This is a genomic window from Thermoprotei archaeon (assembly GCA_038881895.1).
Taxonomy (GTDB): domain Archaea; phylum Thermoproteota; class Thermoprotei; order Gearchaeales; family WAQG01; genus JAVZOV01.
Genome location: JAVZOV010000002.1, coordinates 81,998 through 107,411 on the forward strand (window position 1 = coordinate 81,998; position 25,414 = coordinate 107,411).

Here is a 25,414-nt window from a genome sequence, read left to right on the forward strand (position 1 = left end):
GACGGCTTGAAGCTTGGAGACTTTGTTGAAGCTGAAATCCACGAGGATGACATAGAATTCGCCAAAATTCCATCCATGCTCGTAATAAGGAAAAAGCCTCAGCAAGGCTAGACACCAATACTTCACATTTATTCCCAAACAAACGATAAATTTAAATATCTTAATATATAATCCTAGCTGAAGATGAAATAGACGATTATGGAGGAATAGGCATGGCAACTCAGGTCAAAATTCTTCCGTTATGCTATAAGGTTGCTGAACATGAAAATGTGATTTGGGTCTGTGATGGAGCAGCTAACGTCGGACAGATAGGGCATGCTGTAGGCGTTCTGCTCACTAACTTGGATAAGGGTAGGATGTGCTGCATAACAGCTGTTGCGGCTGGTTCAAAGCCGCACTTGGAAATTGCGGAGAAAGCAAAAAGGAATATTATCATAAACGGGTGTGGAAACAGATGCGCCTCAAAAGTCTTAGAGAGAGCTGGAAAAAGAATAGATTATGAGATTGACATATCAAAATATTTGAAGAAGGTGCCAACTCTCGACATTTATGAGGCGGACGTGAAGAAAATAGCAGAAGTGGTAATTAAGGAAGCAAAACTGTGACTGGGATTACGGCCTATGAAATTAGCATTACAAAAAGACCCCGTGTGCGCAGGAAATCATAAAGGAAAAGTTAAATGAGCAATGGAAACTTTGTAGAGCTTTTATTTCCTGAATTTTTTTAGTTAAGACAATTGAGATTAATGAGACTTCGCCTTGCACAAATTTGAAAAACTGAGTAAAAGAGGGATGTTCAACAAATCTAGAAAACATAATCGAGATGTAGCAAAGAGTGATTGAAAAATGATATAATCATTCGTTGTTTATAGATCTGGTGTTGTACTCCTCAATCCAAAGAACTCTACGTGCTCCAGGTGTGGGGTGGTGATTGCCTCGAAAGGAGCAGACATTTAAGAAGAGTCACATAAATGACTCTAACCGGGGTTTAGAGAGTGATGACAAACCATTGATAAACCCTAGAGGTGATTGAGCCTGATGGCGGCCAAGGTTCACACATGCAAATACAGACCAGAACACTAAAAGAGAATTCCTTCTAGGAAGAGGTTAGACATTAGGAGGATGCTGGTTTTCTTGAGTAGTTAATGGTTGTTCTGCTCGTGGCTTAACGCTAAACCTTTTATAGAGAATTCCTAAAAAACCACCACACATTAGTGCTACTATTAATCCTGATATCACATAATAGTCGCCTGAAAAAAGATACGTAACCCTTGATATATTTGTTATTAGCCATACTACCAAACTGATCAACACTCCCTTAATCATGTACGACTGTAACGGAATCTTATCATAAAAAACGCCAAAGATTATGCCCATTACAAGTCCTCCAAACAGTCCTAGGGTCATATTCATGACAGGCCCAAGAAACAATATAGTATTATAGAATTGAACTGCGGACATCGTAGAATTCTGAGGAAGAGTTGCATTAATTTCACTTATTATAGCAGCCTTGTACATTATAAAGAATACATAAGTTATTGCCGCGTTTAATAAACCATAAAGTATACCTGAAAGAAAACCAGATTTCAAACTTGCCTTAAAATCTATCACTAATACTCAATAAATATTATAAAAAGAAAGTATTAAATGTATTCTTAGTAACACATATCAAATTTTTAATAAAATGTGAGAAACCTATCTTCCATAAAAATAATAACGCTCTCACTTGTAGAATGTCAGATCAACTAGATTTGTAGAGTGGATAATATAAAGTATATGGCTGTTGCTGATATTGGTACTGTGATGTTATCCTCTATACCATAAAGTTCTGCAATCGTGGCCGTAAGCGTGATTATCAGGGCGTTTACTGGTTTCGTGAGGAATAACAAAACAAGAAGATACGACAAAGCACCTGACAACGTTCCTTCCACCGTTCCGTGGGAGTATGGTATTCTTACTTTACCGAAAGTGATGCCTGCTATGGCTGCAACTCCATCAAGAACTGTGAGCGCTAAAATACCGATCACAAAGAGATCGTTAAATAGAATATAGGAAACGCTTATACCTATAGCACCAGCTAAAAGCCCTATCCAACCAGCTCTTTTTTCATATTCACGTTCTATATCACTGATCGTTTGCTCAACAGAACTTATAGCTTTCTCGATAATCTTAAATTGTTCACTAGCATCTCTCATTTTTTTCACTATTTCATCTAGGCTAATTCCTGGCGGAGGACCTTTCACTTTTAACGCGTAAATCCATGTGGCTAAAGCTATAATAAACCCATAAAACTGTATAGGATTAATATTAATAATACGCGCAATAGGAATAGGAAGATACATAATAATGGAAAAAAGCATGTGAATAAATTTCCTTAATATTTCTGGTCTCATATTTTCATCATTAATAAGTAACAAAACGCTAATATAAAAGGAAATCGATTCTATACAATAAAACACGAACTCTTATTTTGTTATATGAATATAGAGATCATCTAATAAAAATGGGATGCCTGCATAAATTATATGAAAATTTCATGCTTTTATGTTCATCAAGATAAGAATAGTACTTGTAGTATTTGTATACGCATAACTAGATAAAGGACAAGCCAGAAGAGATATACCTTAAACCAATGATAGTTATGGAGGATGCTCTTCAAGACAAGAAAGATATCAAGGAAATATTCATTATACCTTGCTGATGTAATAGTGCTCAATATATTATAGTGATAATAAACTAAAAACTATTGGTAAAGTGTATGCTTTATAAGTTTCTAGATGCACGATTGTTTAAAACCTACCTTGATGACAGTTACATGTTCAGCAGTAAAGATAATCAAGAAAGTTCAAAGTAATTGATGCAAATAACTGTTTACAAATTGTTTAAGAAACATAACAATATTAATTAAATATTATGTTTTAAGTTTTGTATTATTTAAGATATATTCTAATGGTTTATTAAATATTTTATGAATATTCTATGAAAAAGCTGGATAATTTATTTAAATAGTTCATGATGAATTTATATACTACTACTAATATATTAAATTTGAGAAAAAATGAGCTATAGTATTAATAACAGAATTATACGCTTTATACTATTTATTTGTCATTATGCTCTAATCCTTCAATAAGGGTGATGATAAATGAAAATGAGACAGAATAAAGAATTTGAACACGTGAAATTATTACCTAACTCAACTTCATTGCAGGATGCAAGAACAAAAGTAATTACAGATGAACAGAAAGAAAGTATTAGGATTGCAAATAAAGCCGCTTTTAAAAGAAATTTAATGTGGGCAAAGGATGAGATTGAAAAGGTAGCAGGTAAACTAGGATTAATACAACTGATAAAAGATGAGGCGCTTTTAATTTATAAAGAAGCTGCTGAATATAAGCTTACGCATGGTAGATCCATACCTGTTGTTGCTGCAGCATCTCTTTATGCTGCGTGTAGGAGAAGAGGTTTGCCGATAACACTTGATGAGATAGCTGAATATAGTGAAAATAGTCGAAAAGAAATAGCGAGTTGTTATCGAGTGATTATAAGAAGTGTCAAGATAAGGCCTGACATTCCGAACCCAGTAATCTATGTTGAAAAAATAGTAAAAACACTAAATCTTAACCCTGAAGTACAAAAAGATGCATTGGACATAGTAACTAAGGCTAAAGAAAAGGGATTAATTGCAGGTAAAGATCCAGCAGGGTTCGCAGGTGCCGCAGTTTACATAGCATGCTTACAACACAGACAAGAAATAGTACAGAAGGAAATTGCCATTGCAGCACAAGTTACTGAAGTTACAATAAGAAGCAGGTATAAAGAATTAATGAAGAAGCTTGGAATAGTGATACAGAATCCATTATAAGAATCTACAGCGAAAAAGTAAGCAAACAAGGATATGCTAACTTTATTTATTTTTAACACTACTTAAGTATTGGTGTTAATCTTGAACAGATTTGACCTGCCCCCGGATGATATGCCAAAGTATTGGTATAATATTTTACCGGACCTTCCGGAACGACTTCCACCTCCTAAAAATCCTGACAATGATCCGTCAAGATTGGATTTCATTAAGAGCGTTATGATTAAAGAATGTTTAAGACAGGATTCTTTAGATGATCGTTGGGTACCGATTCCAAATGAATTAAGAGAACTTTATATTCAAGCTGGACGACCAAGACCCTTATATAGAGCTTTACGACTTGAGAAAAAATTGGGTCTCAAAAACGTTAAAATATATTATAAAAGAGAAGACTTATCTCCCACAGGCTCTCACAAAGTAAATACAGCTTTAGCACAGGCCTATTATGCATCGAAACAAGGTCTCAAGACACTTGTTACTGAAACAGGAGCGGGACAGTGGGGAACAGCCCTCTCTTATGCTTCTAGACTTAATGATCTTGATTCTGTAATTTTCTGGGTTCGTTCTGTTTATGAGTGGAAAAAAGATAGGAGAACATTCATGAAACTCTATGGTGCAAAGGTTCATGCATCACCAAGCAAGATTACTAATGCTGGTAAAAATGCATTAATGCAAAATCCGAATCACCCTGGTTCTTTAGGATTAGCAATATCTGAAGGTTTAGAATATGCTTCAAATCATGAAGGAACAGCTTATGCTTTAGGTTCTGTTTTAAATCATGTTCTTTTACACCAAACTATAATTGGGCTTGAAGCTATGAGACAGTTTGAATTAGCGGACGATTATCCTGATTTGATTGTTGCATGCCTTGGTGGTGGTAGTAATTTTGGAGGCATTGCATTGCCTTTCATAGGTGAAGCATTAAAGAGTAAAAAAGATATGAGATTCTTAGCAGCCCAATCAGAGGCGGCTCCTAACTTGATAAAAGGTGAGTATAAATATGATTATGGAGATGTTGCGGAATACACACCACTTATGAAAATGTATACGTTAGGTCATAAGGTTGAAATGATACCTATAAAAGCGGACGGTTTACGATACCATGCATCAGCACCAATTATAAGTTTACTTCGAAAACACGGAATAATAGATGCTGTAGCATATCCAGCAGATGAAAAAGCTGTATTTGAGGCGGCAAGATTTTTCATTGAGAGTGAAGGATGGTTACCAGCGCCAGAATCAAGTTACGCAATAAGGGCCGCCATAGATAGTGCGTTAGAGTATGAAAAAAGAGGCGAGAAAAAGGTTATTCTAATGAACATAAGTGGACACGGATTTTTAGATCTTCCCGCATATAAAGAAATAATATTTAAAGGAAAATAAATCATAATCAAAAACTAAAATCATTTATTTAGCACTTTTAATTTCTTCGAGTATTTCTTTAAATATTGAAACCATGTCATCAAGAATATCCAAGAGATCCTCATAATGTCCAGTTGTAATATAACCGTTTTTAAAAAGTTCTTCAACGTTATTCTCGATATTTTCCAAATCATCCAGCATTGATCTTACTTTTTGAATGACATCTTCTTTAGATGTTTTTTCATTACGTTTCATCAAATCACCAAAAATAAGTCATGCAGGATGAATATAAGCTTTTTCCAAGAACTAACATTATAGAAATAATGAAAAGCCTTAACACTACAGCGTAATAGTTATATTCTCTATAGACATAAACACAGTGACTAACAATGGTTAGGCCAAGACAGTACGAATTAGAAGAGCTCATTAGTGTGCTCTTAAAAGAACATAAGATGATAATGAATGATATCACTGAACTTAAAAATGCCATAAATGAGAAAAACCATGAAAAAATCAATGAGATATTTACCAGATTCGACTCATATCTTAATCAACATGTAATTGATGAAGAAGCTCGATTGTTAAAAATTCTCCTCGACAGTTATGGTCGGGGGGGATCAAAAGAGGCAATAAAAGTATTCCAGCAACATTTAAAAATTCATCAATTGATAAATAATATAAAGACATTAGTGAATACATCATTGGAATCATTAAATGCAGAAGAGTTAAATGCAAAAGAAATCGAATTGAATGAAATGTTTAAACTACACTTTGAAAAAGAAGAAAAAGAAATATTTCCATGGGTCATAGAAACTTACAAAAAAGTCATTAAAAAGTAATTTGTTACGTAAAAAGAAAAAGTTCGGATCTTCATTACTGTACTACGCCGAGAGATTTCAAAAACTCAATCTCTTTTGTTTCATTAGACTTTTCAATCTTTTTGTACCATGTTTTGTTATCAGGATTAAACTTGTACCCATTAGCTTTAAGATAATCTTTAATGTAATATGCATTGTACACTACTATTGTACCACTTTCTACCACAAACCTCGCTTTCTTAAACTGTCTACTCCCCATCTTACTCATCATTTATACATAAATGAAGCTAAATATAAACATTCGTAAAGATTACAAAACAAAAAATAAATTTTAAATTAAAAAATTAAGGAATCATTCACCATTTCTTTAAACCAATTAACCTTGTTATTAACACTGTACATGCATTATCTCCACTAACATTGATAGCAGTTCTAATAGCATCAGCAATTGGATCAATAACCAACATTATACCTATACCTTCAAGCGGAAGCCCTATCACAGAAAGTACATAAGCAAGCATTATAGTTCCTCCCCCAGGAATAGCTGCCGTGGCCACCGAACCAATTACAGCAGATATAATTATTAAACTATACTGATAAGATTGAAGTGGTATCCCAAATAATTGTGCTACAAACACAGCGCTTAATGCTTGATACAGTGCAGTACCATCCATGTTCACTGTGGCTCCAATAGGTAAAGTGACACCAAATACCTCATCAGGTACACCAATTTTCTTTGCGGCATCCATATTATAAGGAAGTGTTACTGCGCTTGATCGTGTTGTAAATGCTACTAAAAACGGAGTTAATTGGGCCTTAAAGTATTGAGTCGGATTCAAACCCCCTAATAATACCAGTATTGAATATATTATGAAGAAATGCATCAAAGTAAAGGCATACTGACTCATCAAAAATTTACCGTAAGCTCCCAACATTGCTGGACCATAAGTAGCCATTAACCAAACCGCATACCCAAATATTGCAATTGGTGCATAATACATAATCAATGTCACAAATGATATCGTTATTTTTGATCCTAGAGATAAATAGTTAGCTACTTTTCTTCCCTCATCACCTAATAACAAAACAGAGACTCCAAGCAGTATAGCAAATATTATCATCGTCATCGAACCTCCAACAGTAAGTAAGTTGCTGAAATCTAACTGGAAAAAGCTCATCAAAATATCCACACCACTTGGAGGTGTTGGCGGCTTATAGTCCTTAGGTGGTTGTAAACCAACACCGACACCAGGGTTAAAAATGCTTCCTGAAAGAAGACCCCAGAATGCTGCTAAAGCTGATGTGCCAATGTATAAAATTAGTATCCATAATAGTAGTGTTCCTAGTTTTCTTCCGCTGGTTATGGATGATGTTGCGCTTGCTATGGTGAATAGTATTAGGACTGGTATGATAATCCTGACTAACCTTACAAATATATCGCCCAACACTTTGAACCATGCTACAATGTTAGCTCGCGCAGCAGAATCTGGAACAGCAAAACTCAACACATAGCCAAGAACTATCCCAACAACGAATGCTATCGCGATCGCCAACAACAAAACCGTTGTCCTCCTAGGTTTAGGATTAGACGTGCACACCACCACATTAATACCACATGCAACATTTAAAAACCTTTCTACATAAAAATGCGCCGATGCCCTCTTCGCTTTGAAGAACAGGACTTTCGGGTTCTGAGTTAAATAGAGATAGATAGTGTTTCATTACAATGCACTAAATGCAGGTTCACAGGCGATAGAGATGTAAATCTTTTTATAGTGAAATTAAGATAATAGACATAGCATGGTTAGGGTTAAAGTTGTTTTTTATGCAACGTTTAGAGAGAAATTTAAGGTTAATGAGATAGACTTGGACATTGATGGTACGCTTAAAAGTCTTATAGACTCGCTTGTGAACAATCTAGGTGAAGAAGTTAGAAAAGAGCTTTATGATGATAATGCAAAATACATTAAAGGAGATGTTATAATGCTAGTAAATGGTAGATCAATAGAATATTTGGGGGGACCTAATGCAAGGTTTAACGATGGAGATAAGGTTGCAATATTCCCACCAGTGGCAGGCGGATAAAAAGATTATCTACATTGGATTTAAATATAATTAATCAATTTATAATCGGTGATTGCTGTGGTCTCTGAATTATTACTCATAGCTCTCGGTGGCAATGCATTGATAAAAAAAGGTGAAAAAGGAAGTTTCGAGGAGCAATACAAAAACGTGCAGAGGGTCGCAAAATTATTAATTCAATTAGTAGAGGCGGGCTACAAATTAGTAATAACGCATGGCAATGGTCCTCAAGTTGGAGCAACATTACTTAGGCATGATGCTGGCAGTAAGCTTTTTAATATTCCAATCTTTCCCATGGACTCATGTACTGCCGAAACCCAAGGATTTATTGGTTATATAATACAGCAGGCATTACAGAATGAAATAAGATTAAGGAGAATAAACAAAGAGGTTGTAACAGTAATAACAAGAGTTATTGTAGATAAAAATGATCCGGCCTTTAAAAATCCAACGAAACCTGTTGGACCGTTTTACAACAAAGAAGAAGTTAAAACACTTCTTCAAGAATATCCAGATTGGAAGATAATAGAAGATTCCGGAAGAGGTTATAGAAGAGTAGTGCCTTCTCCGGATCCTAAAAGCATTGTGGAATTTAAAGCAATTAAAACCCTCATTGAAAATGACTTCATCGTAATAGCATGCGGCGGTGGAGGAATACCGGTAATAGAGGAAAATAACGAATTAAAGGGGGTGGAGGCAGTAGTGGATAAAGATCTAGCTAGTGAACGTTTAGCAACACTAATAAAAGCTGATCGATTTGTCATATTAACAGACGTCGATGCTGCATACATAAATTACGGAACACCAAATCAACATAAAATAGGAAATATAAATGTAGAGCAATTAAAAAAGTATTATACCAAGGGACATTTCAAACCAGGCAGTATGGGACCTAAAATATTAGCATCAATAAGATTTATAGAAAATGGTGGAAAAGAAGCTATAATTGCGCATCTTGATAAGTTGGTGGAAGCTGTAAAAGGAATCGAAGGAACACACATATTTCAATAAAAACTATGATCTTCTTGCTTCTTCAAAGCAAAGCTTTTCGGGATCTTAGTACCTCTTTACAAGTGCAACTATTAATGTGAACATCTGTTCATGACATTCTCTATCATACCAAATCTTTTCGTATCTTGATGTCAATAATATATAGGACAACGTTGTAAATAATATAGGCATTGTGAAAATGTTAAATACGGTTATACTTAAGATTGACCCAAAAAACCCTGAAGTAGAAAAAATTAGGCTTGCAGCAAATGTGATAAAAAATGGAGGGCTTGTTGCATTTCCTACAGAAACAGTTTATGGTTTAGGTGCGAATGCGTTGGATGAAAAAGCAGTACAAAAAATATTTACAGTAAAAAATAGGCCAGCTGACAATCCAATCATAGTTCATATTGCAGATGTCAATGATTTATACATTCTCGTAGAGGAAGTGCCTAATGAGGTATTAGAGTTAGCATCAAAGTTTTGGCCAGGACCACTTACATTATTGCTTAAAAAATCTGAGTTAGTTCCAGATATAACTACAGCTGGACTTGACACTGTCGCTATAAGAATGCCTAATCACCCAATAGCATTGATGTTAATAAAAGAATCTGAAGTGCCTATAGCAGCACCCAGTGCAAACATTTCAGGGAAACCTAGTCCAACAACAGCAGAACATGTAATCAAAGACCTTAACAAAAGAATTGATGTGATAATAGATGGAGGCGATGTAACTTACGGAGTAGAGTCTACAGTCCTCGATTTGACATCAAAACCACCGTACATATTACGACCAGGCCCAATAACTCTCGAAGAAATTAAAAGTATAATTAAAAATGTTGAAGTACATCCAGCGGCAAAAGCTGAAAAACCAGTTGAAACGATAATAGCGAAATCACCAGGTATGAAATATAGACACTATGCACCATCAGCAGAGTTAATACTCATTGAAGGAGATCAAAGAAAAATACCACTAAAAGTACAAGAGACAGCTAATAAATATATTAAATTAGGTAAAAAAGTTAGCATAATAGCAACAGAAGAGAACGCTACCCTTTATAATGTACCATACATAAAAATTATCGGAAAAAGAAATGAACCAAAAACAATAGCAAAGAATCTTTTCAAAACACTTAGAGAATTAGATAATGAAAATGTAGACATAATAATAGCAGAAGGCATTGAACCCACAGGAATTGGCTTGGCTATAATGAATAGATTAAGAAAAGCTGCAGGATACAATATAATATGCACATAACAAAGAATTTTAGATTATCAAGAATACTATTGCTAACTAAAAGTTTACCTTTACAACAAAATAAATATAAAATAAATGCTCTCTAAGTGACAGACAATGATCTTGTCTTTATCTCAAATTCACAGTATTCATCACCTATTGATATGCACTTGGTCTCGGATGCTTGACACTCTATATTAAAGTGCTTAGTAAAAAATCCAGCAAACATACCCCTAATAAAATGACTTCCAACTTTTTCATCAATTCCTTTTAATTGGCATTCCCAATTATCCCATATTCTAATTTTTGCATAGTTATTTATAGGGCTATATTCAACGATTTCATAGCGACTCCACCATCCCAATGCCATAATATTTTTTAACATTAATTCTACAAGATCTCTCACAATAGATTTTCGCTGTTCATGATAAAGATCCCACATTTCTTTGCCAGAATAATATCCCATATGCCATAATACGATAGAAGAAACTTCCTCGCCAAGTTGTCTATCGAGACCATGAATGATGCCTTTCAACATAGATTTATCGGTAATTATTGCTCTCGATCCACCTATAGTAAGTGGGAAATGAGTATTATCAATAATAAAATTAGCAAATGGTTCTACAATATCAACAGATATTATACCACTTATTTTAGAAAGTTCATTTTTCAAGACTTCTGGAGAAAACGTACTATCTGTTAAATCTGCTACAAGAAAAAGATGAGCATTACCTCCTACAACTTCAGCTGAGACTATTATATTAACAATGTTTATCAATGCGTCAGCACAAGTTTTCCCTATATTAGCAAGTATCCCAGGAACGTTTTTTGCAATAATGCTAAACCCGTAAATTTTACGACCTAAAGTATTAATACTTCTTGATACATCGATAGGATGTAGTTCATGCGTCACGTATGTTTTTAATTTTCACATAAATATAAATTTATCTATTTCTCATTAAAACTAATTAAAATTATTTTTTATCAATATAAGCATTTTTCTTAAAATTATTCTAAATTAATTATGCAAAAGTTCATATATTTTATATTGTTATAGTTTTATTTATTTTTATTATACAAAAAAGAAGTTTCAAGCATGTATTCCAAGTACTTATCTGAATATTAGTATTTTGTTGTTATATTTATCACAACTTGCAAGAAGACCCCATCCGCAAGGGTGGGGATGAATTGCGTTAAACTTAAATAACTCAGAGTAGCACTTAAGTTTAGGAATGTTTCCTAACCGAGATTTGAACAGGGCTATAAACATAGCCCATGCCTTAATGAGAGGCATGGGATGGCGGAGCTGTGAGCCCCGCAAACCAGCAGATGCGACTGGAAGCGTAAAGCTCCAGGCAAACGCTGGAAGCCCCTTGCGATAGCGAGGGGTAGTTCACGTCCTAATACTTTTTTCGTTTGAATGCAAGTTTAGCTGTTAGTAGTTTTTCTGTTGTGAAACTTTTTGATGCGATATAGAGCATTATTAATGAAAATGCTATCATATAGGTTATTCCGATGATTACTGGAATATAGTTTCCATCGATTAATTTTGTAATTCCAGTGAATGCGTGCGTGAATGGTATTATGTACAGGATGGTTTTTTCTATGGGGGGTAGTTGATCTATATTTACTCCCATTACTATGAATGCTGGTAGTCCAAATAAGAGTGTTACATATGAGACTAATGCTTGTGCACTTCGTACATCTTCAGCGTAGACTGAGAGTGAGACTGCGATAGAAATTGCTGTGAGTAGTGTTATAAACATGAGTATTGCTACACCTCCTATTATTTGGGGACTGTTAACTAGTTGTGATACTTTATTTATTATTTGCGGGGGGATTTGCGATGATGATAATCCTAATATTGTATTCATATATATGGTGAAACCTCCTACGTATGATAGTACTGAAAGTATTGCGATGACCATTGAACTGGTTATTTTACCTGCTAATATGCTTACTCTTGATATTGGTGTTGATAGTAGGATTTCAAGTGTTTTGGATTCCTTCTCTGATGCTATTGCTGCTGCGACTATTTGTGACGATGTTATGATTATTATAAACACGCTTAATGGTAATGTCCAACTTTGTGATGCTAGTAAGCTGTGTACTATCTCTGGTGGTGATGGTATTTTTTCCTCCCTTACTATTGAAATGTAATTTATGTTTATTGGATTAATGATAGTGTTTGGATTTACATTAGGAGCTATTTGTTTTATTTTCCAATTGATAGTGTTTCTAATATAGCTTTGAAGGATCGGATCTAGTGTTTTGATTGCTATACCACCAGTAGCTGATATATAGGAATATAATTCTAACTGAGCCGTTGTGTTAGGATTGTATATTGTTTCTGTAAAATTACTTGGTATTACTAGGAGTTCGTTAATACCCTGGTTTTCATAGAGTTCTCTTGAGAGTTGTGTAAGATTTTTGTTAGCATTATCATTTACTATTATTAGGTTAATATTATTGAATTGTTTTATAAATGATGTTAAGTTGTTTCCCATATTAATGCCATTATATCCGTTATCTAAGTTAAGTATTGCTACGTTGAGTGTTTGTTGAGCTGTGGTTTCAGCACCGGCTTTGAACGCAAATCCTATTATTGGAAAGAAAATTAATGGGATTATTATCATGGTAAATAATGTTGTTCTGTCTCTGAGGAGGTCTTTAAGTTCCTTAATTATTATTGCCACTAATTTATTTGGCAATATTGTTCACCGCCCTTAAGAAGGCGTCCTCAAGGTTTTCTGCATTATAGTTCTCCTTTAGCTCTCTAGGTGTTCCAATATTTATTATGAGACCATCGTTAATAAACGCAACTCTATCACAAAGATATTCAACCTCTAACATATTATGACTGGAGAGTATTATGGTTATTCCGTATTTTTCACGGTAATTCTTTATGGTTTGCCTTATTTGGACCGCATGTTGTACGTCGAGTCCTGATGTTGGTTCATCAAGTAATGCTAACTTTGGTAGATTCATCAGTGAGCGTGCTAACAAAAGTCTTCGTCTCATACCCTTGGAGTATTCCTTTGTTTTATCTTTTAATCGTTCACTAAGACCTGAAATTTCGATGCCTCTTTTTATGGTCTCATTAACATTACTTTCTGAAATTTCTGCAAAGAATTTGAGAAACTCAATACCTGTTAATCTTTCATAAACACCAGCTTCTTCAGGCAGATAGCTTATAATTCCTCTAATTACCTTTGCGTTCTTAGTAACACTCATGTTTTCTATGATTACATCGCCATTTGTAGGTTTAAGAAGAGTTGCTATTATTCGCAGTGTTGTGGTTTTTCCTGCTCCATTGGGACCTATTAATCCAAAAATCTCACCTTTTCTCACATCAAAGGAGATGCCCTTAAGCACCCTTCTTTTGCCAAAATCTTTTACTAAATCCTTAACACTTACAAAATACTCACTCATACATTACTGTATCTCATTTTAATATTTAAACTCGTTTATGAACTGATTCAATAATTTTATCAATGCCACCCTATACTGTCTCTCATTACTCTAATATTTATAAGGAAACAGAAGTTCACAATTTACTATGAGGAAGAATACACATGAATCTTTAATTATAACTTTATGATTTATGAGAGTTTCATCTTATTACTTCCTCTACTTCACGGTACCATGGTTTGTTTATACCAATTTTTGCACGTTTCTCCCAATTCTTTGTTTTTGGATAATTGTCAATGATTTTACGAAGAGTGTCCATTCTTTCTGTGATTATTTTAATCTGTTCTTCTGTTAGCTTTCCAGATTCTAAAAATGTTTTCGCTAATGATTTGGCTTTATCAAGATTTATTATGGCGTCATACCAAAAACCCCAATCATCAGATAGCACTTTTGCAATATATCCTCCATCAATTGTATCTTTGTTGCTGCTATTGCTTACATCGTGGCCCATGAATAATACTATCAGATCAATTAAATCTTTAGTGTTGATAAAATGTATTTGAAGCTTTTCAAGCACTATATCGGCTAGAGTGATTGTAGGATGATCTAGTTCTAATCTTCCAGAACCTGGCTTCTCACCAAATAACACATCATGACTAAATTCAAGTTTATTAAGAAATACATCAACGTGGTATTTGTTTTGTGGATGATAGAAAATTAATCTTTTATCGCCAAATAAAACGTTAATCATACGATCTGGTTGAAAACGCATTTCTTCAAATAGTTTTGTGATCTCTTTTTTTTGCTTACTATATCCTATTAAATCCAGATCTGTAAAAAGTGGTTTCCCTTCACCAAATCTACCTAATGATCTAAATGCATTTATGCAAACTGGTTTGTCGAGTGAATGTATATATACTGCCAACGCTCCAAGAATTCTGAGATAAATACCACGCGATTGAGATTTTTCAATGATCTCTAATGCTTCCTTTAGGAATTCTTCTTCACTTATTTCTACAAAATGGGATGGACCACTCATTCTATTTCACTTATTAACCTTCAACTTTCCAGTAATTCTTTAATCCATTTTCATCGAGCTCAACTATGAATCCTCTTAATATTCCTTCAGTGTATTCACTACCAGGATTGACAATTACTGTTCTACCAATCTTATCGCTTGCGTAACTCTCGTGTATGTGTCCATGTAATCCTAGTAATGGCTGATATTTTTCTATCATTTTGCGTACAGCGGTGCTTCCTACATGTACCATCATTGGTTTCCCTCCTACGTATACAATTTTCATGTTTTTATCTAACTTGGGTGCGAGGTCTAATTTTGTATTATATGGTGGAGGGTGGAAATTAAATATAGCTCTTTCCATATTGTGTACTTTCTTTATTTTCTCCTCAAGCATTTTTTCTAACTTCTTTTCATCAACTTCTCTAGGTGTTTTCCATGGTGTCGGATTTACATAATCGTTACTTACAATCTCATAACCATATGGAAGCTCTACAATTTTATCCAAAGGATATATTATGCCCCTATCAGAATATTCTTTTATGACTTCATCGATCCAAAACTCATCATCATTCCCAGGCATCGCCATAGCTATTACTTCTCTGATGTTTACTTTCTCAATCAAAAGATTCATCCATTTTCTTATACGCTCAGTAATAAGTTCTTTAAACAAGTTCTCAAGCTTCTTTTCATTAGAAGCTATCTCTTGGGCTTCTTGCACTGTCATTACTTTGTAATAATACCCTATACCTTCAATTTGTTCTTGGAGCTTCTTCAATTCTTCAATACTATTTATAGTATACTTTTTTCCTAGGAACTCAGTTTCATAATGCCCACCTTTATCATATATTGGTACTATGGCTTTTCCAGTAAGATCGCCTGAAAGTATCAACACATTGGCTTTATATACATTTACTGCATTAATCCATTTACGCCACACAACAGTATTACCATGCACATCAACTGAGAAATAGCACCTTAATACCATTCATTTCCGCACCACAAAATCTTTGTTAAAACAAGTAAATATATTTTACTAAAACAATAATAATCTATCAAATAAAAAACATAAACCACAATTATTCACTTAGATGACCTTTTGAAGTCTAATCTCTTGAGGTTCAATAATTATTTCTTGCCTATCATTAAACTCATTAGGAATCTCAGCATAAATTTCACTTTTCACACCTATTATTTTATCGTCCACTTTTGTTTCAAATGTGTAAGGATAAAATACATAGCGATCATCACGTAGAGTCTCATCAGGTGGTAATTTTAAAATAAAATCTCCACTTTTATTATTGATAACCTTAATATCTGCAGAAGAAAATTGGTACGCATAGGAATAAACTCGCTCATCAGATTTTAAATATTCAGTAACACGTAGTTCTATAATAGCATCCTTTACATTGCCTTGGTCTATGTTTAATGTACCACGAATAATATCGCCCGGTTTATAAAAAAGTCTATCAATAATGATTGTTTCTGATCTAGACGGAGGCATCATTTTTTGAGGATATACCCTAAACCTCATTTCTTTACGCGGAAAAAGGATCTTGCCGCCCAATCTTGGTATTCCACTAACTAACGACCATTTAATTGCAAATGTTTTTAATCCAAGACTTGGCGGAAGCCATGATGGATAGGTAAGAAGTTGTTCACCTTTTTTAATTTTCCATTTAATTGATTTATTAAAAATCGTTCTAAAGAATTTATTTTTCTTTTCTATATCAAAAAGTAGTGTAATTCCTGAGACATATAAATGTACTTCCATGTTTTCATTAGAAAGAGTATTGAAGATAACCTTTATAGGTTCCCCAACAGTAAGAACATTCTTCTCAATTAGTAATTGCAATTCTAATCCCCCACAATCACTTCACAGAGATAATAATCCCTAAGCCATCCTGGTTTTCTTAGAATTTTTATCCCATCATAATCAGTATTGAACAGATGCAAACGATATTTTTTAGGTGGGATTTTCTCCCTCTTCAAGTATTCGATGAAATTCCTAACCAATGAGTTCACAGTCAATTTGAGTTGTTCGACCTTACCATGCTGATTTGAGATTGCCTTTTCATAATACATAAACATCCTATCTAGTGTGTACCATCTAAGTATTAGCAAGAAATACAGCATTCCTAATGAAGCATAAATTAATAACATTCCAGAATCGGGCCATCTGATTAATACTAAAAAGCTAAATAACAATAACAAATACACAATTCTTAAACCGAATTTAACAAGAACATAGACGTTCGCAAATTTCTTAGCGTCGGGATCTCTAAGTGCTAAGTTAATTAATGTATCGATATCTCGTTGAAGACTGAGCCATTTTCTAGGTAATGAATCCTCGATTTCGCGCCATTGTCTTATTTTCGCATCAACTCTTTTTGGATTAGTATTTCTTCCTACTCTATAACCATCAAACGCCTCTATAACAAAAGCAAAATCAGATAACATTTTACTGATATCCTTTGTCATTCAACCCACGATATATTAAAGTGTAAAAGCTACTTTATTTTCTTTTCTAATTAGCAAACATGATATTTATGTTGGCAAGATTACACATAACCATGATAATTTGTGACTCTACTTCATTAATAGTATTTAAACTTATCGTGTATTATTACAAAAGATTTATAAATTCTTAATGCACAAAATATATTTGATCTGCTATGGGAGAAGCCGCACCACCTACAGTTTTTGTTAGAAGAGCTTCTGGATTAGTAAGGACGATAGGACCATTTACTGCCTTCATGCTAGTATTCAGTCATACTGTGGGAGGAGGCATACATAAACTTTCAGTAATTGCAGCTTATAATAATCCAGGTGCTGACATAGCTTTATCTTTTCTTATCCTAGGATTAATAGCAGCAATCCCAACAGCACTAGTTTACACACTGTTAGGTTCATTAATGCCAAGAACAGGTGGAGACTACATCTTCATAACACGAGGCCTTAACCCAGCAATAGGTTTTCTTGCTTCTTGGGGCTTCTGGTTCACAGAAGTACTCTCCTATGGTATAATAGCATGGTACTCAATTGATTTCTTTGCGACAGCTTTCACTTCCGCAGGCATAGCGCTAAATGATCCTGGTTATATTTATACTGCCAAATGGTTAGCGTCCATGGAAGGGCATTGGGTTATTGGATTGCTTCTAGTGTTCGGCTTTGGTATTTTAGCATTATTAGGAATGAGAATATACGGTCTAATAGTAAGTGTGCTAGGAACAATAGCAGTAATAGGAGTCTTATCAAATGTTGCAATTCTAGCTGGAAAAACGCCGGAGGCCGCTGCAGCAGGATGGGACGCTGTATTTGGTGCAGGAACTTACGATGCAATAATCAAAGCAGCATTTAATCTGGCAGGAAAACCAACAATACCATATGTGGTCACTCCATTTAATATGACGTCAACAATTAATGCTGGAGTTGCAGCTATATGGGCATATATAGGCATCACGGCTGCAGTTTATGCTGGAGGAGAACTAAAAAGTCCTAGCAGAACATTAATAATAGCACAAGTGCTTGGTACATTACTGATAATCGCATATTATATAACATTACCATACCTTGTATATAGCATTTGGACGGTACCTAAAAGTAAGCTCGATGAACTAGGCGTTACAAAATTATTATCAGATGCTGGGATTCCACCTGATCAGGTGAAATTTAATACACTCTATCAATATGTTTATAATAATTTAGCAGGAGGCAATGCTGCAAAATTGCCAGGACTCGGTATTAACTTCCACGTTATTGGAGGTGAAATAGCTGCGCCACCTCCCGGGCTTGTAACACCATATGTAATAAGTTTAGTGCCTGGCTCTGCGCCAATCCAAATATTTAATGCTGTGACCGTCGGTATAGTTCTTTTAAAAGATATCCCGGCATTTTTCGTAGTTAGTTCAAGAATGGTCTTCGCCTGGGCTTTTGATAGATTCTTCCCGGAGTTGTTTGCTGCTGTTAACGAAATGTTCCATAGTCCACACTGGGCTGTAATACTGACTATGTTCGGTGGATTCGCTGGGGTTGTACTTAACATACTTAGTGGTGAGTGGCTGGCATCAGTTGACACTACAATGTTATATCAAGTCGCAGTGATGTTCGCAAGCTTAGCAGCGATCTTATTACCATGGGTTCGCAGAGATCTTTATGAAAAGGGTGCACGCTGGGAAATTGCTGGTGTTCCAATACTTACGATCGTTGGATTAATAGCATTTCCTGTTAACTTTTACTTCCTAATTGTTGCTGGAGCTTGGTTAAATATATTAAGAGACTTAGTTCTTCAATCAACATGGATGGGTTTTGGAGCTCTCATATTCATTGGTTTCATGGTTTATAACTATAAACGCGGAATCGACGTAAGAACCATATACACAGAAATACCACCCGCATAAAAACCAAATAAACTATTTTTTATTCTAACTTACTTATTGCTCTAGTTATATCAGTTTTTGTTATTATACCAACTAGCTTATCTTCACTGTTTACTACTGGAAGTCCACTTATATTATACGTTACCATTGCTTGGGCTGCTTCTGCTAGGTCAGCATTTTCTCTTATCACTATTAAATCTCTACTCATTATTGTTGATACCATTATTGATTTTAAAAGTAATGGTCTTAATATTTTTGAAATTCTCATTGATTTTAATTTTGTAAAAGAGATTTCAGGGAGGCTTCTTACAATATCAGCCAATGTTATTATACCAATAGGTTTATTGTTTGCGTCAGCAACAACAATACGACTGATATTATTGTTAACCATTAAGTCTATAACTCTAAAGACTGTATCGAATGAACTTACTGATATAACATGTTTTGTCATATAATCTCTAACTAGCCATCTACCTTTCATTGTACTACAAAACTTAACTATATCAAATTTTGTTACAATACCCTTCAATTTTGAATCTTCTACAATAACAAGTGAACTGATATTATGCTCAAGCATTTTTCTCGCAGCACTTTGAACCGTATCATTAGGTGATGCTGTTATCAAAGGATGTGACATAACTTCAGAAACTTTAATCTGATTAATTGGTTTTGTGATGTTTGTTAAATAACGTGTTATGTCTTTTTCAGTTACTATACCTATCGGCGTATCATTCTTAACAACTACTAACCGTGAAATGCCATAGAAAAACATTTTTTCGCTAGCTTTATCTAGTGTCTCATCAGGATCAATTGTTATAACAGTTTGTGTGTATATATTTCTAATAAACAAATAAATCACCATATAATACCCTCTTGCTACCTATATTAATACTTATTTACTAATTCTATGCAAATTCTTGCATAATACGTATGATTTATTTGAGTTATTGTTATGAGATCAATTACAGTATCGTAAAAGCTCCGGTTCTTAGGGTATTATTTTATTCATAAAATAACATTCATGTTGAAAAATCAAGCAGACGTTTTCTGATGTTTTTTGTCTTAAAGGATGGAGTTTATCATAGTTATGCAATCTTATGCGATTGCTTGTTTTCTACATAAAAGATAAATATTTTGTGTTATCTTAATTGTGCTATGGTAGATAATGATGAGTTCATTAATGAATTGAAGTACAGACTTGGTGAAAAGGTGAGTAGTGATAGTGTTGATTTATTGCTTCATAATAGGGATGCTACTCTGATTGAGGGGACTGCGATAGCTGTTGTCATGCCTACTTCTGTTTATGAGGTGTCAGAGGTTATGAAAATTTGTTATAAATATGCAGTTCCTGTTTGTCCTCAAGGTTCTTTAACTTCATTGACTGGTGCGTCTGTGCCTCAAGGTGGTATAGCTTTAGATCTTTCTAAAATGAATAAGATTATTGAAGTGCATCCTTTAGATGGTTATGTTGTAGTGGAAGCTGGTGTTAAGATTGAAGAGTTGAATGAATATTTAAAAAGTTATGGCATGTTCTTTCCTATTGATCCGGCCTCTGCTAAATCAGCTACTGTAGGTGGTGCGATAGCTACTAATGCTGGTGGTATGAGAGGGTTTAGGTTTGGGACTATGGCTAACTGGGTGCTTGGTTTAGAGGTTGTTTTATCTGATGGAAAGATTATTAGGATTGGTGGTAAGACTCTAAAACGTCGACAGGGATATAATCTTGTTGGTCTTTTCATAGGGAGCGAAGGAACTCTTGGAATTATAACAAAAGCCATATTAAAAATCACAAAATTACCAGAGGGCATAGTTAGAATAATTGCTACTTTTCCGTCTTATAAAGAAGTTTCAAAAGCAGCTTTGGAGTTACGTAAAAATTTTAATCCACTTATAATAGAATTCATTGACAGTGAACTTGCCTCCATTATATCACAATACACCGACGTAAAGATACCAATAAAACCAGGTTTTATAATGATTGTTGATATTGACGGGCCGCCTGATTCATTGCCTCAAAAAGCTAACGAAGTAGTAGAGCTCTTTAAGAATTTAGGTGCTGTTGATGTTAAATGGAGTATGGATCCTAAAGAAATGGAGAAGTTCTATGAGCTGAGACGTGCGCTGTACTCTGCTGAATTAAATCTAAGATCGATATATTCATTAAATATGATACTAGAGGATTTGATAGTGCCACCGACAAGGGTTTCTGAATTTATTGAAAAGATACATGAGCTTTCGAAAAGTATGGGTCTTAAAGTGGCACTTGGAGGTCATTTAGGTGACGGTAATATACATCCCTCCATATATTATAGTAATTCAGAGAAAGCAAAAATTAAAGAGTTTCACGAAGAAGTTTGCAAGCTTGCGATAGAACTAGGTGGAGGAATCAGTGCTGAACATGGAATAGGATTAACTAAAATTGATGCATTGAAATTTGAACTCGAAATGTTAGGGTCAGAATACGCCCTTGATATAATGAGAAACATCAAAAAACTTTTTGACCCCAGAAACATTTTGAATCCTAGAAAGATGATTATTTTAAAAGAGGCAGTAAACAGTGATGAGTAAAATTATTAATATCTTTGATGAAAATCAGGCATTAAACATAGCTAAGAGATGCTCATGGTGTGGTTTTTGTGAGTCGATATGTCCTACATTTCTTTTAACTCGTGATAAAGCTTTAGGACCAAGAGGAAGAGTTTGGCTGTTTATAGCACTAATGACAGATCAGCTTAGTTTTAATGATCCAACAGGGAATACAATTAAGTCAATTTATAATTGTCTAACGTGCAAAGCATGTACAAATGCTTGTCCAGCACGCATAGATGTGCCCATCTTAATGATAATAGCGAGAAGATTAATGGTTAGGAAAGATTTTTACCACAAATCTTTTTATGTGCAATCAATTTTAGAAAAGACTAGAAATCCACTCAAAGAGGAAAAGTGAATCATCAAAATGGATCAAGGATTTAAACATAACTAGAAAAAGTTAAAAAATATTGCTTGTTTTGCACGTCATGATTCATGTTGTTATAGGCGTTCAAACAAAGGAATTAGTACACGATAAACTGAGTATGCGTGCAATTGGGGATTAGATTGGTACATCAAAACTTGAGAATGAGATTACAAAAATAGAATAAAAAAGTTGGCTAATATTGGAGTGAGTATTATTGTAGCACAGTGCACAACATGTATATTAATGATTAAAGGAGGATTGCGATCATTAAATGCTAATAAAAAAGTTTTAGGTCCAAAGAATTGGTATATAAGCTGGTAGTTGCAAGTGAGTAATATGATGGATCTTAAAAAAAGCGTTGATGTTGTGAAGCCTATTTCAGGGGTGCCTGCGGTAACTATTAGAAGAATTAATCTAACGGTAATCTCGGACATTCATATAGGATATGAAGAAGAATTGGCGAAAAGTGGTATATTTCTTCCAAGATCTCAATTAACATCACTTCTTGAGAGAGTCAATGATCTTTATAATGCATCAAAAACAAAACGTATTGTGGTAAACGGAGATTTGAAACATAGTTTTGCTCGGCCAAGTAAACGCATCTCCATGGAAATATCAACATTTCTCAGCGCACTGTTGTCATACTATGAGGACGTTGTGATTGTGAAAGGTAACCATGATAATTATGTAGCAAATATAGCTAAAAAACATAATATTGATGTAGTTGATTACTTTTTTGAGAAAAACATATTGATAATCCATGGTCATAAAGATCCAGGTAAAGAGTATCTGGAGGGAAATGAGTATATCATAATTGGGCATGAACACCCATCAATAGGTATTAGAGACGATATTGGGCATTTAAATAAATTTATAGTAATACTTTATGTCCCGACAGTAATGAATAATGTGATAGTAGTTCTTCCCCCATTTTCGTTATTATCAGCAGGAACATTAATATCAACAAAATCGCGGAGTTCACTATTATCACCAATACTTAAAAATTACGGAATATTAGAAGATGCAATACCATTCATAATAGAAAAAGAGTTAGGTCTCATAGAACTGCCTAAATTACAATTATTAGAGAATACGATACTGTGAGAACGTGAACGTTAACTTTATTTAAATAAATTTAATTTAAACAATGGTGATTAATTATTGAGGCGATCTCAGAATCGTGGATAGTCATGCTTAAAAATATTATAAAAAGAAGTTTACAGGAAAACATGTTACCACTTCCAATATCAAAATCTGTTTGTCACAAATGGGCTTCCGGTTTAAACTTAAAAAAAGACAGTGACACAATACTGTACACTTCATGTTTATATCAGCTAATTCCCTATATCAACTCTTTTACAGAATACATGGAAAAATTTAATGTGAGTAGAGGTCATTTTTCTTCGCTGATTCCAATTCTCTCAAAGTTTTCATTTCTACTTAAGCCAAAAAAAGAGCTTACCGAAAAATCTGAAAAAATTCTAAGAAACATAGTCAATGAACTTTCTATAACGATAAATTTTGGTTATTTATATGATGAGGAGCCCTATTCTGGAGCATTACTGTATGAACTGGGATTCGAAGATGAGTTCAGGGAGTATGTTAAAAAAGTAGTAGAAATTTTTAAATCAAATAACATAAAAAAGATCATCACAATTGATCCACATACTCATTATATATTGAAAGTTGTTTACCCTAAAGTTGTAAACTTTAACATTGAAGTCGTTAATTATTTAGAACTTATAAGGCCTATGAAGAAAGCAAACCTAAGTGTTGTGATACACGATTCTTGTCTATATTCAAGATTTCTTGATATGCATGATACTTACAGAAAAATTTTAGATAATATGAGCATAGAACGAAAAGAGCATCAAGTATTCACAGCGAAGGATGTTGGTGGGTGTTGTGGTGGACCAATAGAATCTTTAGCTCCAGAAATATCAAGAAGAATAGCGGAAATACGTGTAAATGAACTATCAAAACTTTCAAAGAATATAGTAGTAGTATGTCCAATATGTCTTGCAAACCTAAGTAGAGTACCCAGTAACGTAAATATTATTGACTTGGCCGAACTATTTTAAAGGTGGGTAACATTGAATGATGTTAAATCGTGGAATGAAGCAATAAACAGAGTTCTTGAACCAACCATAATAAAGACAAAAAATATTCTCGATAATTACAAATATTTATATGATATTGCAGACAAGCTTAGAAAAGCTAAAGAGGAAGTGATTAAAAATCTTGGATATTATATAGATAAAACTATGAAGTCTGTTGAAATGGTTGGTGGAACATCATATTTAGCACGTGATAGCGAAGAGGCAAGAAAAATTATCGGCGAATTAGTGGGAACAAATAAAAAAATTGTAATGGGCAAATCAATGGTAGCATACGAAGTAGGTATCAGGCAGTATTTGATAAATATGGGAAATGAAGTGTGGGAAACAGACTTGGGAGAATTTCTTATACAGTTAGCTGATGAATATCCATCTCACATAATAGCACCAGCAATACATATGACAAAAGAAAGAGCAGCTCAGCTTTTAAAAGAAAAAATAGATCCGAACATTGATGAAAGTAGAAGCCCTGAAGACCTTGTGAAATCAGTGAGAAAATTCCTTAGAGCAAAATTCTTAAACGCCGATATAGGGATCAGCGGAGCTAACGCCGTAGCAGCAGATACAGGAGCAGTATTAATGATAGAGAATGAGGGAAATATAAGGATGACTTCCGTCCTTCCACCAACACATATAGTAATTACAGGTATAGAAAAAATCGTTCCAACGTTAGAATATGGATTTTATGAAGTTATGGTGCAATCAGCATTCGGAAGCTTATATCCACCAACATATGTAAACCTAACAGCAGGACCTAGTTCAACTGCAGACATAGAACATAATAGAGTTAGACCAGCACAAGGACCTAAAGAATTTCACCTTATTTTAGTTGATAATGGAAGAAGCAAAGCAGCACGTGATCCAGTGCTTTGGGAAGCATTATTGTGCATCAGGTGCGGGCGCTGTTACTTTCATTGTCCAATATATAAGACAATAGGCCCTTCATGGGGAATACCACCATATAATGGTCCAACAGGTGTCATGTGGAATGCAGTCATACGTGGACTTAATAACAAAAATGTCGGAGAAACTGCAATGTTATGTGTTCATGCTGGTGGATGCAAAGAATCATGCCCAATGAAGATCAACATACCTGAAGTTATACATTACATAAAAACATTATACCTAAGGTCACTATAACCATAGAACGTCAATTTATAAAGAATTAAAGTAATCTTTATAA

At 34.3% G+C, this 25,414-nt stretch carries 26 protein-coding genes; 13 read left to right on the top strand and 13 right to left on the bottom strand.

Annotated elements, in window-relative coordinates:
* The first annotated feature begins 212 nt into the window (after nucleotides 1-212).
* Entirely contained in the window at nucleotides 213-605 is a 393-nt protein-coding gene (locus QW128_03500; protein MEM3832650.1) for a putative zinc-binding protein, read from the top strand.
* Between the two features lie 501 nt (nucleotides 606-1,106).
* Here QW128_03500 and QW128_03505 read toward each other — a convergent pair.
* Both QW128_03505 and QW128_03510 read right to left on the bottom strand, forming a co-directional pair.
* Complete coding sequence (locus QW128_03505; protein ID MEM3832651.1) at nucleotides 1,107-1,610, bottom strand: hypothetical protein; 504 nt, start codon at nucleotides 1,608-1,610, stop codon at nucleotides 1,107-1,109.
* Nucleotides 1,611-1,744: 134 nt separating this feature from the next.
* Complete coding sequence (locus tag QW128_03510; GenBank protein MEM3832652.1) at nucleotides 1,745-2,341, bottom strand: hypothetical protein; 597 nt, start codon at nucleotides 2,339-2,341, stop codon at nucleotides 1,745-1,747.
* Nucleotides 2,342-3,144: 803 nt separating this feature from the next.
* Here QW128_03510 and QW128_03515 point away from each other — a divergent pair.
* Complete coding sequence (locus QW128_03515) at nucleotides 3,145-3,864, top strand: hypothetical protein (GenBank protein ID MEM3832653.1); 720 nt, start codon at nucleotides 3,145-3,147, stop codon at nucleotides 3,862-3,864.
* Between the two features lie 72 nt (nucleotides 3,865-3,936).
* Entirely contained in the window at nucleotides 3,937-5,244 is a 1,308-nt protein-coding gene (locus tag QW128_03520) for a TrpB-like pyridoxal phosphate-dependent enzyme (protein ID MEM3832654.1), read from the top strand.
* Nucleotides 5,245-5,268: 24 nt separating this feature from the next.
* Here the strand turns inward: QW128_03520 and QW128_03525 are convergent, their stop codons facing one another.
* Nucleotides 5,269-5,478, bottom strand: a complete 210-nt coding sequence (locus QW128_03525; protein ID MEM3832655.1) for a hypothetical protein — start codon at nucleotides 5,476-5,478, stop codon at nucleotides 5,269-5,271.
* 134 nt (nucleotides 5,479-5,612) lie between these two features.
* Here QW128_03525 and QW128_03530 point away from each other — a divergent pair, with 134 nt between their 5' ends.
* Nucleotides 5,613-6,062: a hemerythrin domain-containing protein gene (locus tag QW128_03530; protein ID MEM3832656.1), complete on the top strand. Its 450-nt coding sequence runs from the start codon at nucleotides 5,613-5,615 to the stop codon at nucleotides 6,060-6,062.
* 34 nt (nucleotides 6,063-6,096) lie between these two features.
* On the opposite strand, the gene QW128_03535 is transcribed toward QW128_03530, so the two are convergent.
* Nucleotides 6,097-6,309, bottom strand: a complete 213-nt coding sequence (locus QW128_03535) for a hypothetical protein (protein ID MEM3832657.1) — start codon at nucleotides 6,307-6,309, stop codon at nucleotides 6,097-6,099.
* A gap of 88 nt (nucleotides 6,310-6,397) precedes the next feature.
* A complete protein-coding gene (locus QW128_03540; protein ID MEM3832658.1) occupies nucleotides 6,398-7,642 on the bottom strand; it encodes a dicarboxylate/amino acid:cation symporter in 1,245 nt (414 codons plus the stop codon).
* A 199-nt stretch (nucleotides 7,643-7,841) separates the two neighbouring features.
* Between QW128_03540 and QW128_03545 the strand changes: the two genes are divergently transcribed.
* The 3 genes from QW128_03545 to QW128_03555 all read left to right on the top strand — a co-directional run bounded on the left by QW128_03545 (nucleotide 7,842) and on the right by QW128_03555 (nucleotide 10,371).
* Nucleotides 7,842-8,126: a MoaD family protein gene (locus QW128_03545; protein ID MEM3832659.1), complete on the top strand. Its 285-nt coding sequence runs from the start codon at nucleotides 7,842-7,844 to the stop codon at nucleotides 8,124-8,126.
* 48 nt (nucleotides 8,127-8,174) lie between these two features.
* Nucleotides 8,175-9,134, top strand: coding sequence for a carbamate kinase (arcC, locus tag QW128_03550; GenBank protein ID MEM3832660.1), 960 nt, complete (start codon nucleotides 8,175-8,177; stop codon nucleotides 9,132-9,134).
* A 178-nt stretch (nucleotides 9,135-9,312) separates the two neighbouring features.
* Entirely contained in the window at nucleotides 9,313-10,371 is a 1,059-nt protein-coding gene (locus QW128_03555; protein MEM3832661.1) for an L-threonylcarbamoyladenylate synthase, read from the top strand.
* 82 nt (nucleotides 10,372-10,453) lie between these two features.
* Here the strand turns inward: QW128_03555 and QW128_03560 are convergent, their stop codons facing one another.
* The 7 genes from QW128_03560 to QW128_03590 form a co-directional block, all read right to left on the bottom strand.
* Nucleotides 10,454-11,263 (bottom strand): V4R domain-containing protein, encoded by an 810-nt coding sequence (locus QW128_03560; protein ID MEM3832662.1) that lies wholly within the window; start codon nucleotides 11,261-11,263, stop codon nucleotides 10,454-10,456.
* A 487-nt stretch (nucleotides 11,264-11,750) separates the two neighbouring features.
* The gene (locus QW128_03565) at nucleotides 11,751-13,061 is read right to left on the bottom strand and encodes an ABC transporter permease (protein ID MEM3832663.1); all 1,311 of its coding nucleotides are present in this window, start codon (nucleotides 13,059-13,061) and stop codon (nucleotides 11,751-11,753) included.
* The gene (locus QW128_03570) at nucleotides 13,051-13,782 is read right to left on the bottom strand and encodes an ABC transporter ATP-binding protein (GenBank protein MEM3832664.1); all 732 of its coding nucleotides are present in this window, start codon (nucleotides 13,780-13,782) and stop codon (nucleotides 13,051-13,053) included. The genes QW128_03565 and QW128_03570 overlap by 11 nt, the downstream gene beginning before the upstream one ends.
* A 181-nt stretch (nucleotides 13,783-13,963) precedes the next feature.
* Nucleotides 13,964-14,800 carry a hypothetical protein gene (locus tag QW128_03575; GenBank protein ID MEM3832665.1) on the bottom strand — a complete coding sequence of 279 codons (837 nt, stop codon included), beginning with the start codon at nucleotides 14,798-14,800 and terminating at the stop codon, nucleotides 13,964-13,966.
* Between the two features lie 13 nt (nucleotides 14,801-14,813).
* A complete protein-coding gene (locus QW128_03580; GenBank protein MEM3832666.1) occupies nucleotides 14,814-15,767 on the bottom strand; it encodes a phosphoesterase in 954 nt (317 codons plus the stop codon).
* Nucleotides 15,768-15,866: 99 nt separating this feature from the next.
* Nucleotides 15,867-16,634, bottom strand: coding sequence for a hypothetical protein (locus tag QW128_03585; GenBank protein ID MEM3832667.1), 768 nt, complete (start codon nucleotides 16,632-16,634; stop codon nucleotides 15,867-15,869).
* A gap of 2 nt (nucleotides 16,635-16,636) precedes the next feature.
* Nucleotides 16,637-17,260 (bottom strand): hypothetical protein, encoded by a 624-nt coding sequence (locus QW128_03590; protein ID MEM3832668.1) that lies wholly within the window; start codon nucleotides 17,258-17,260, stop codon nucleotides 16,637-16,639.
* Nucleotides 17,261-17,454: 194 nt separating this feature from the next.
* Here QW128_03590 and QW128_03595 point away from each other — a divergent pair, with 194 nt between their 5' ends.
* Nucleotides 17,455-19,179, top strand: coding sequence for an APC family permease (locus tag QW128_03595; GenBank protein MEM3832669.1), 1,725 nt, complete (start codon nucleotides 17,455-17,457; stop codon nucleotides 19,177-19,179).
* A 19-nt stretch (nucleotides 19,180-19,198) separates the two neighbouring features.
* Here QW128_03595 and QW128_03600 read toward each other — a convergent pair whose 3' ends face one another.
* Nucleotides 19,199-20,020 carry a CBS domain-containing protein gene (locus tag QW128_03600; GenBank protein MEM3832670.1) on the bottom strand — a complete coding sequence of 274 codons (822 nt, stop codon included), beginning with the start codon at nucleotides 20,018-20,020 and terminating at the stop codon, nucleotides 19,199-19,201.
* 293 nt (nucleotides 20,021-20,313) lie between these two features.
* On the opposite strand from QW128_03600, the gene QW128_03605 reads away from it, so the two are divergent.
* From QW128_03605 to QW128_03625, 5 genes are all read left to right on the top strand, one after another.
* Nucleotides 20,314-21,726: an FAD-binding oxidoreductase gene (locus QW128_03605; protein MEM3832671.1), complete on the top strand. Its 1,413-nt coding sequence runs from the start codon at nucleotides 20,314-20,316 to the stop codon at nucleotides 21,724-21,726.
* A complete protein-coding gene (locus QW128_03610) occupies nucleotides 21,719-22,105 on the top strand; it encodes a (Fe-S)-binding protein (GenBank protein MEM3832672.1) in 387 nt (128 codons plus the stop codon). Before QW128_03605 ends, QW128_03610 begins: the two co-directional genes overlap by 8 nt.
* A gap of 345 nt (nucleotides 22,106-22,450) precedes the next feature.
* Nucleotides 22,451-23,218 (top strand): metallophosphoesterase, encoded by a 768-nt coding sequence (locus tag QW128_03615; GenBank protein ID MEM3832673.1) that lies wholly within the window; start codon nucleotides 22,451-22,453, stop codon nucleotides 23,216-23,218.
* An 86-nt stretch (nucleotides 23,219-23,304) separates the two neighbouring features.
* A complete protein-coding gene (locus tag QW128_03620; GenBank protein ID MEM3832674.1) occupies nucleotides 23,305-24,195 on the top strand; it encodes a (Fe-S)-binding protein in 891 nt (296 codons plus the stop codon).
* Nucleotides 24,196-24,207: 12 nt separating this feature from the next.
* The gene (locus tag QW128_03625) at nucleotides 24,208-25,371 is read left to right on the top strand and encodes a lactate utilization protein B (protein ID MEM3832675.1); all 1,164 of its coding nucleotides are present in this window, start codon (nucleotides 24,208-24,210) and stop codon (nucleotides 25,369-25,371) included.
* Nucleotides 25,372-25,414 lie beyond the last annotated feature (43 nt).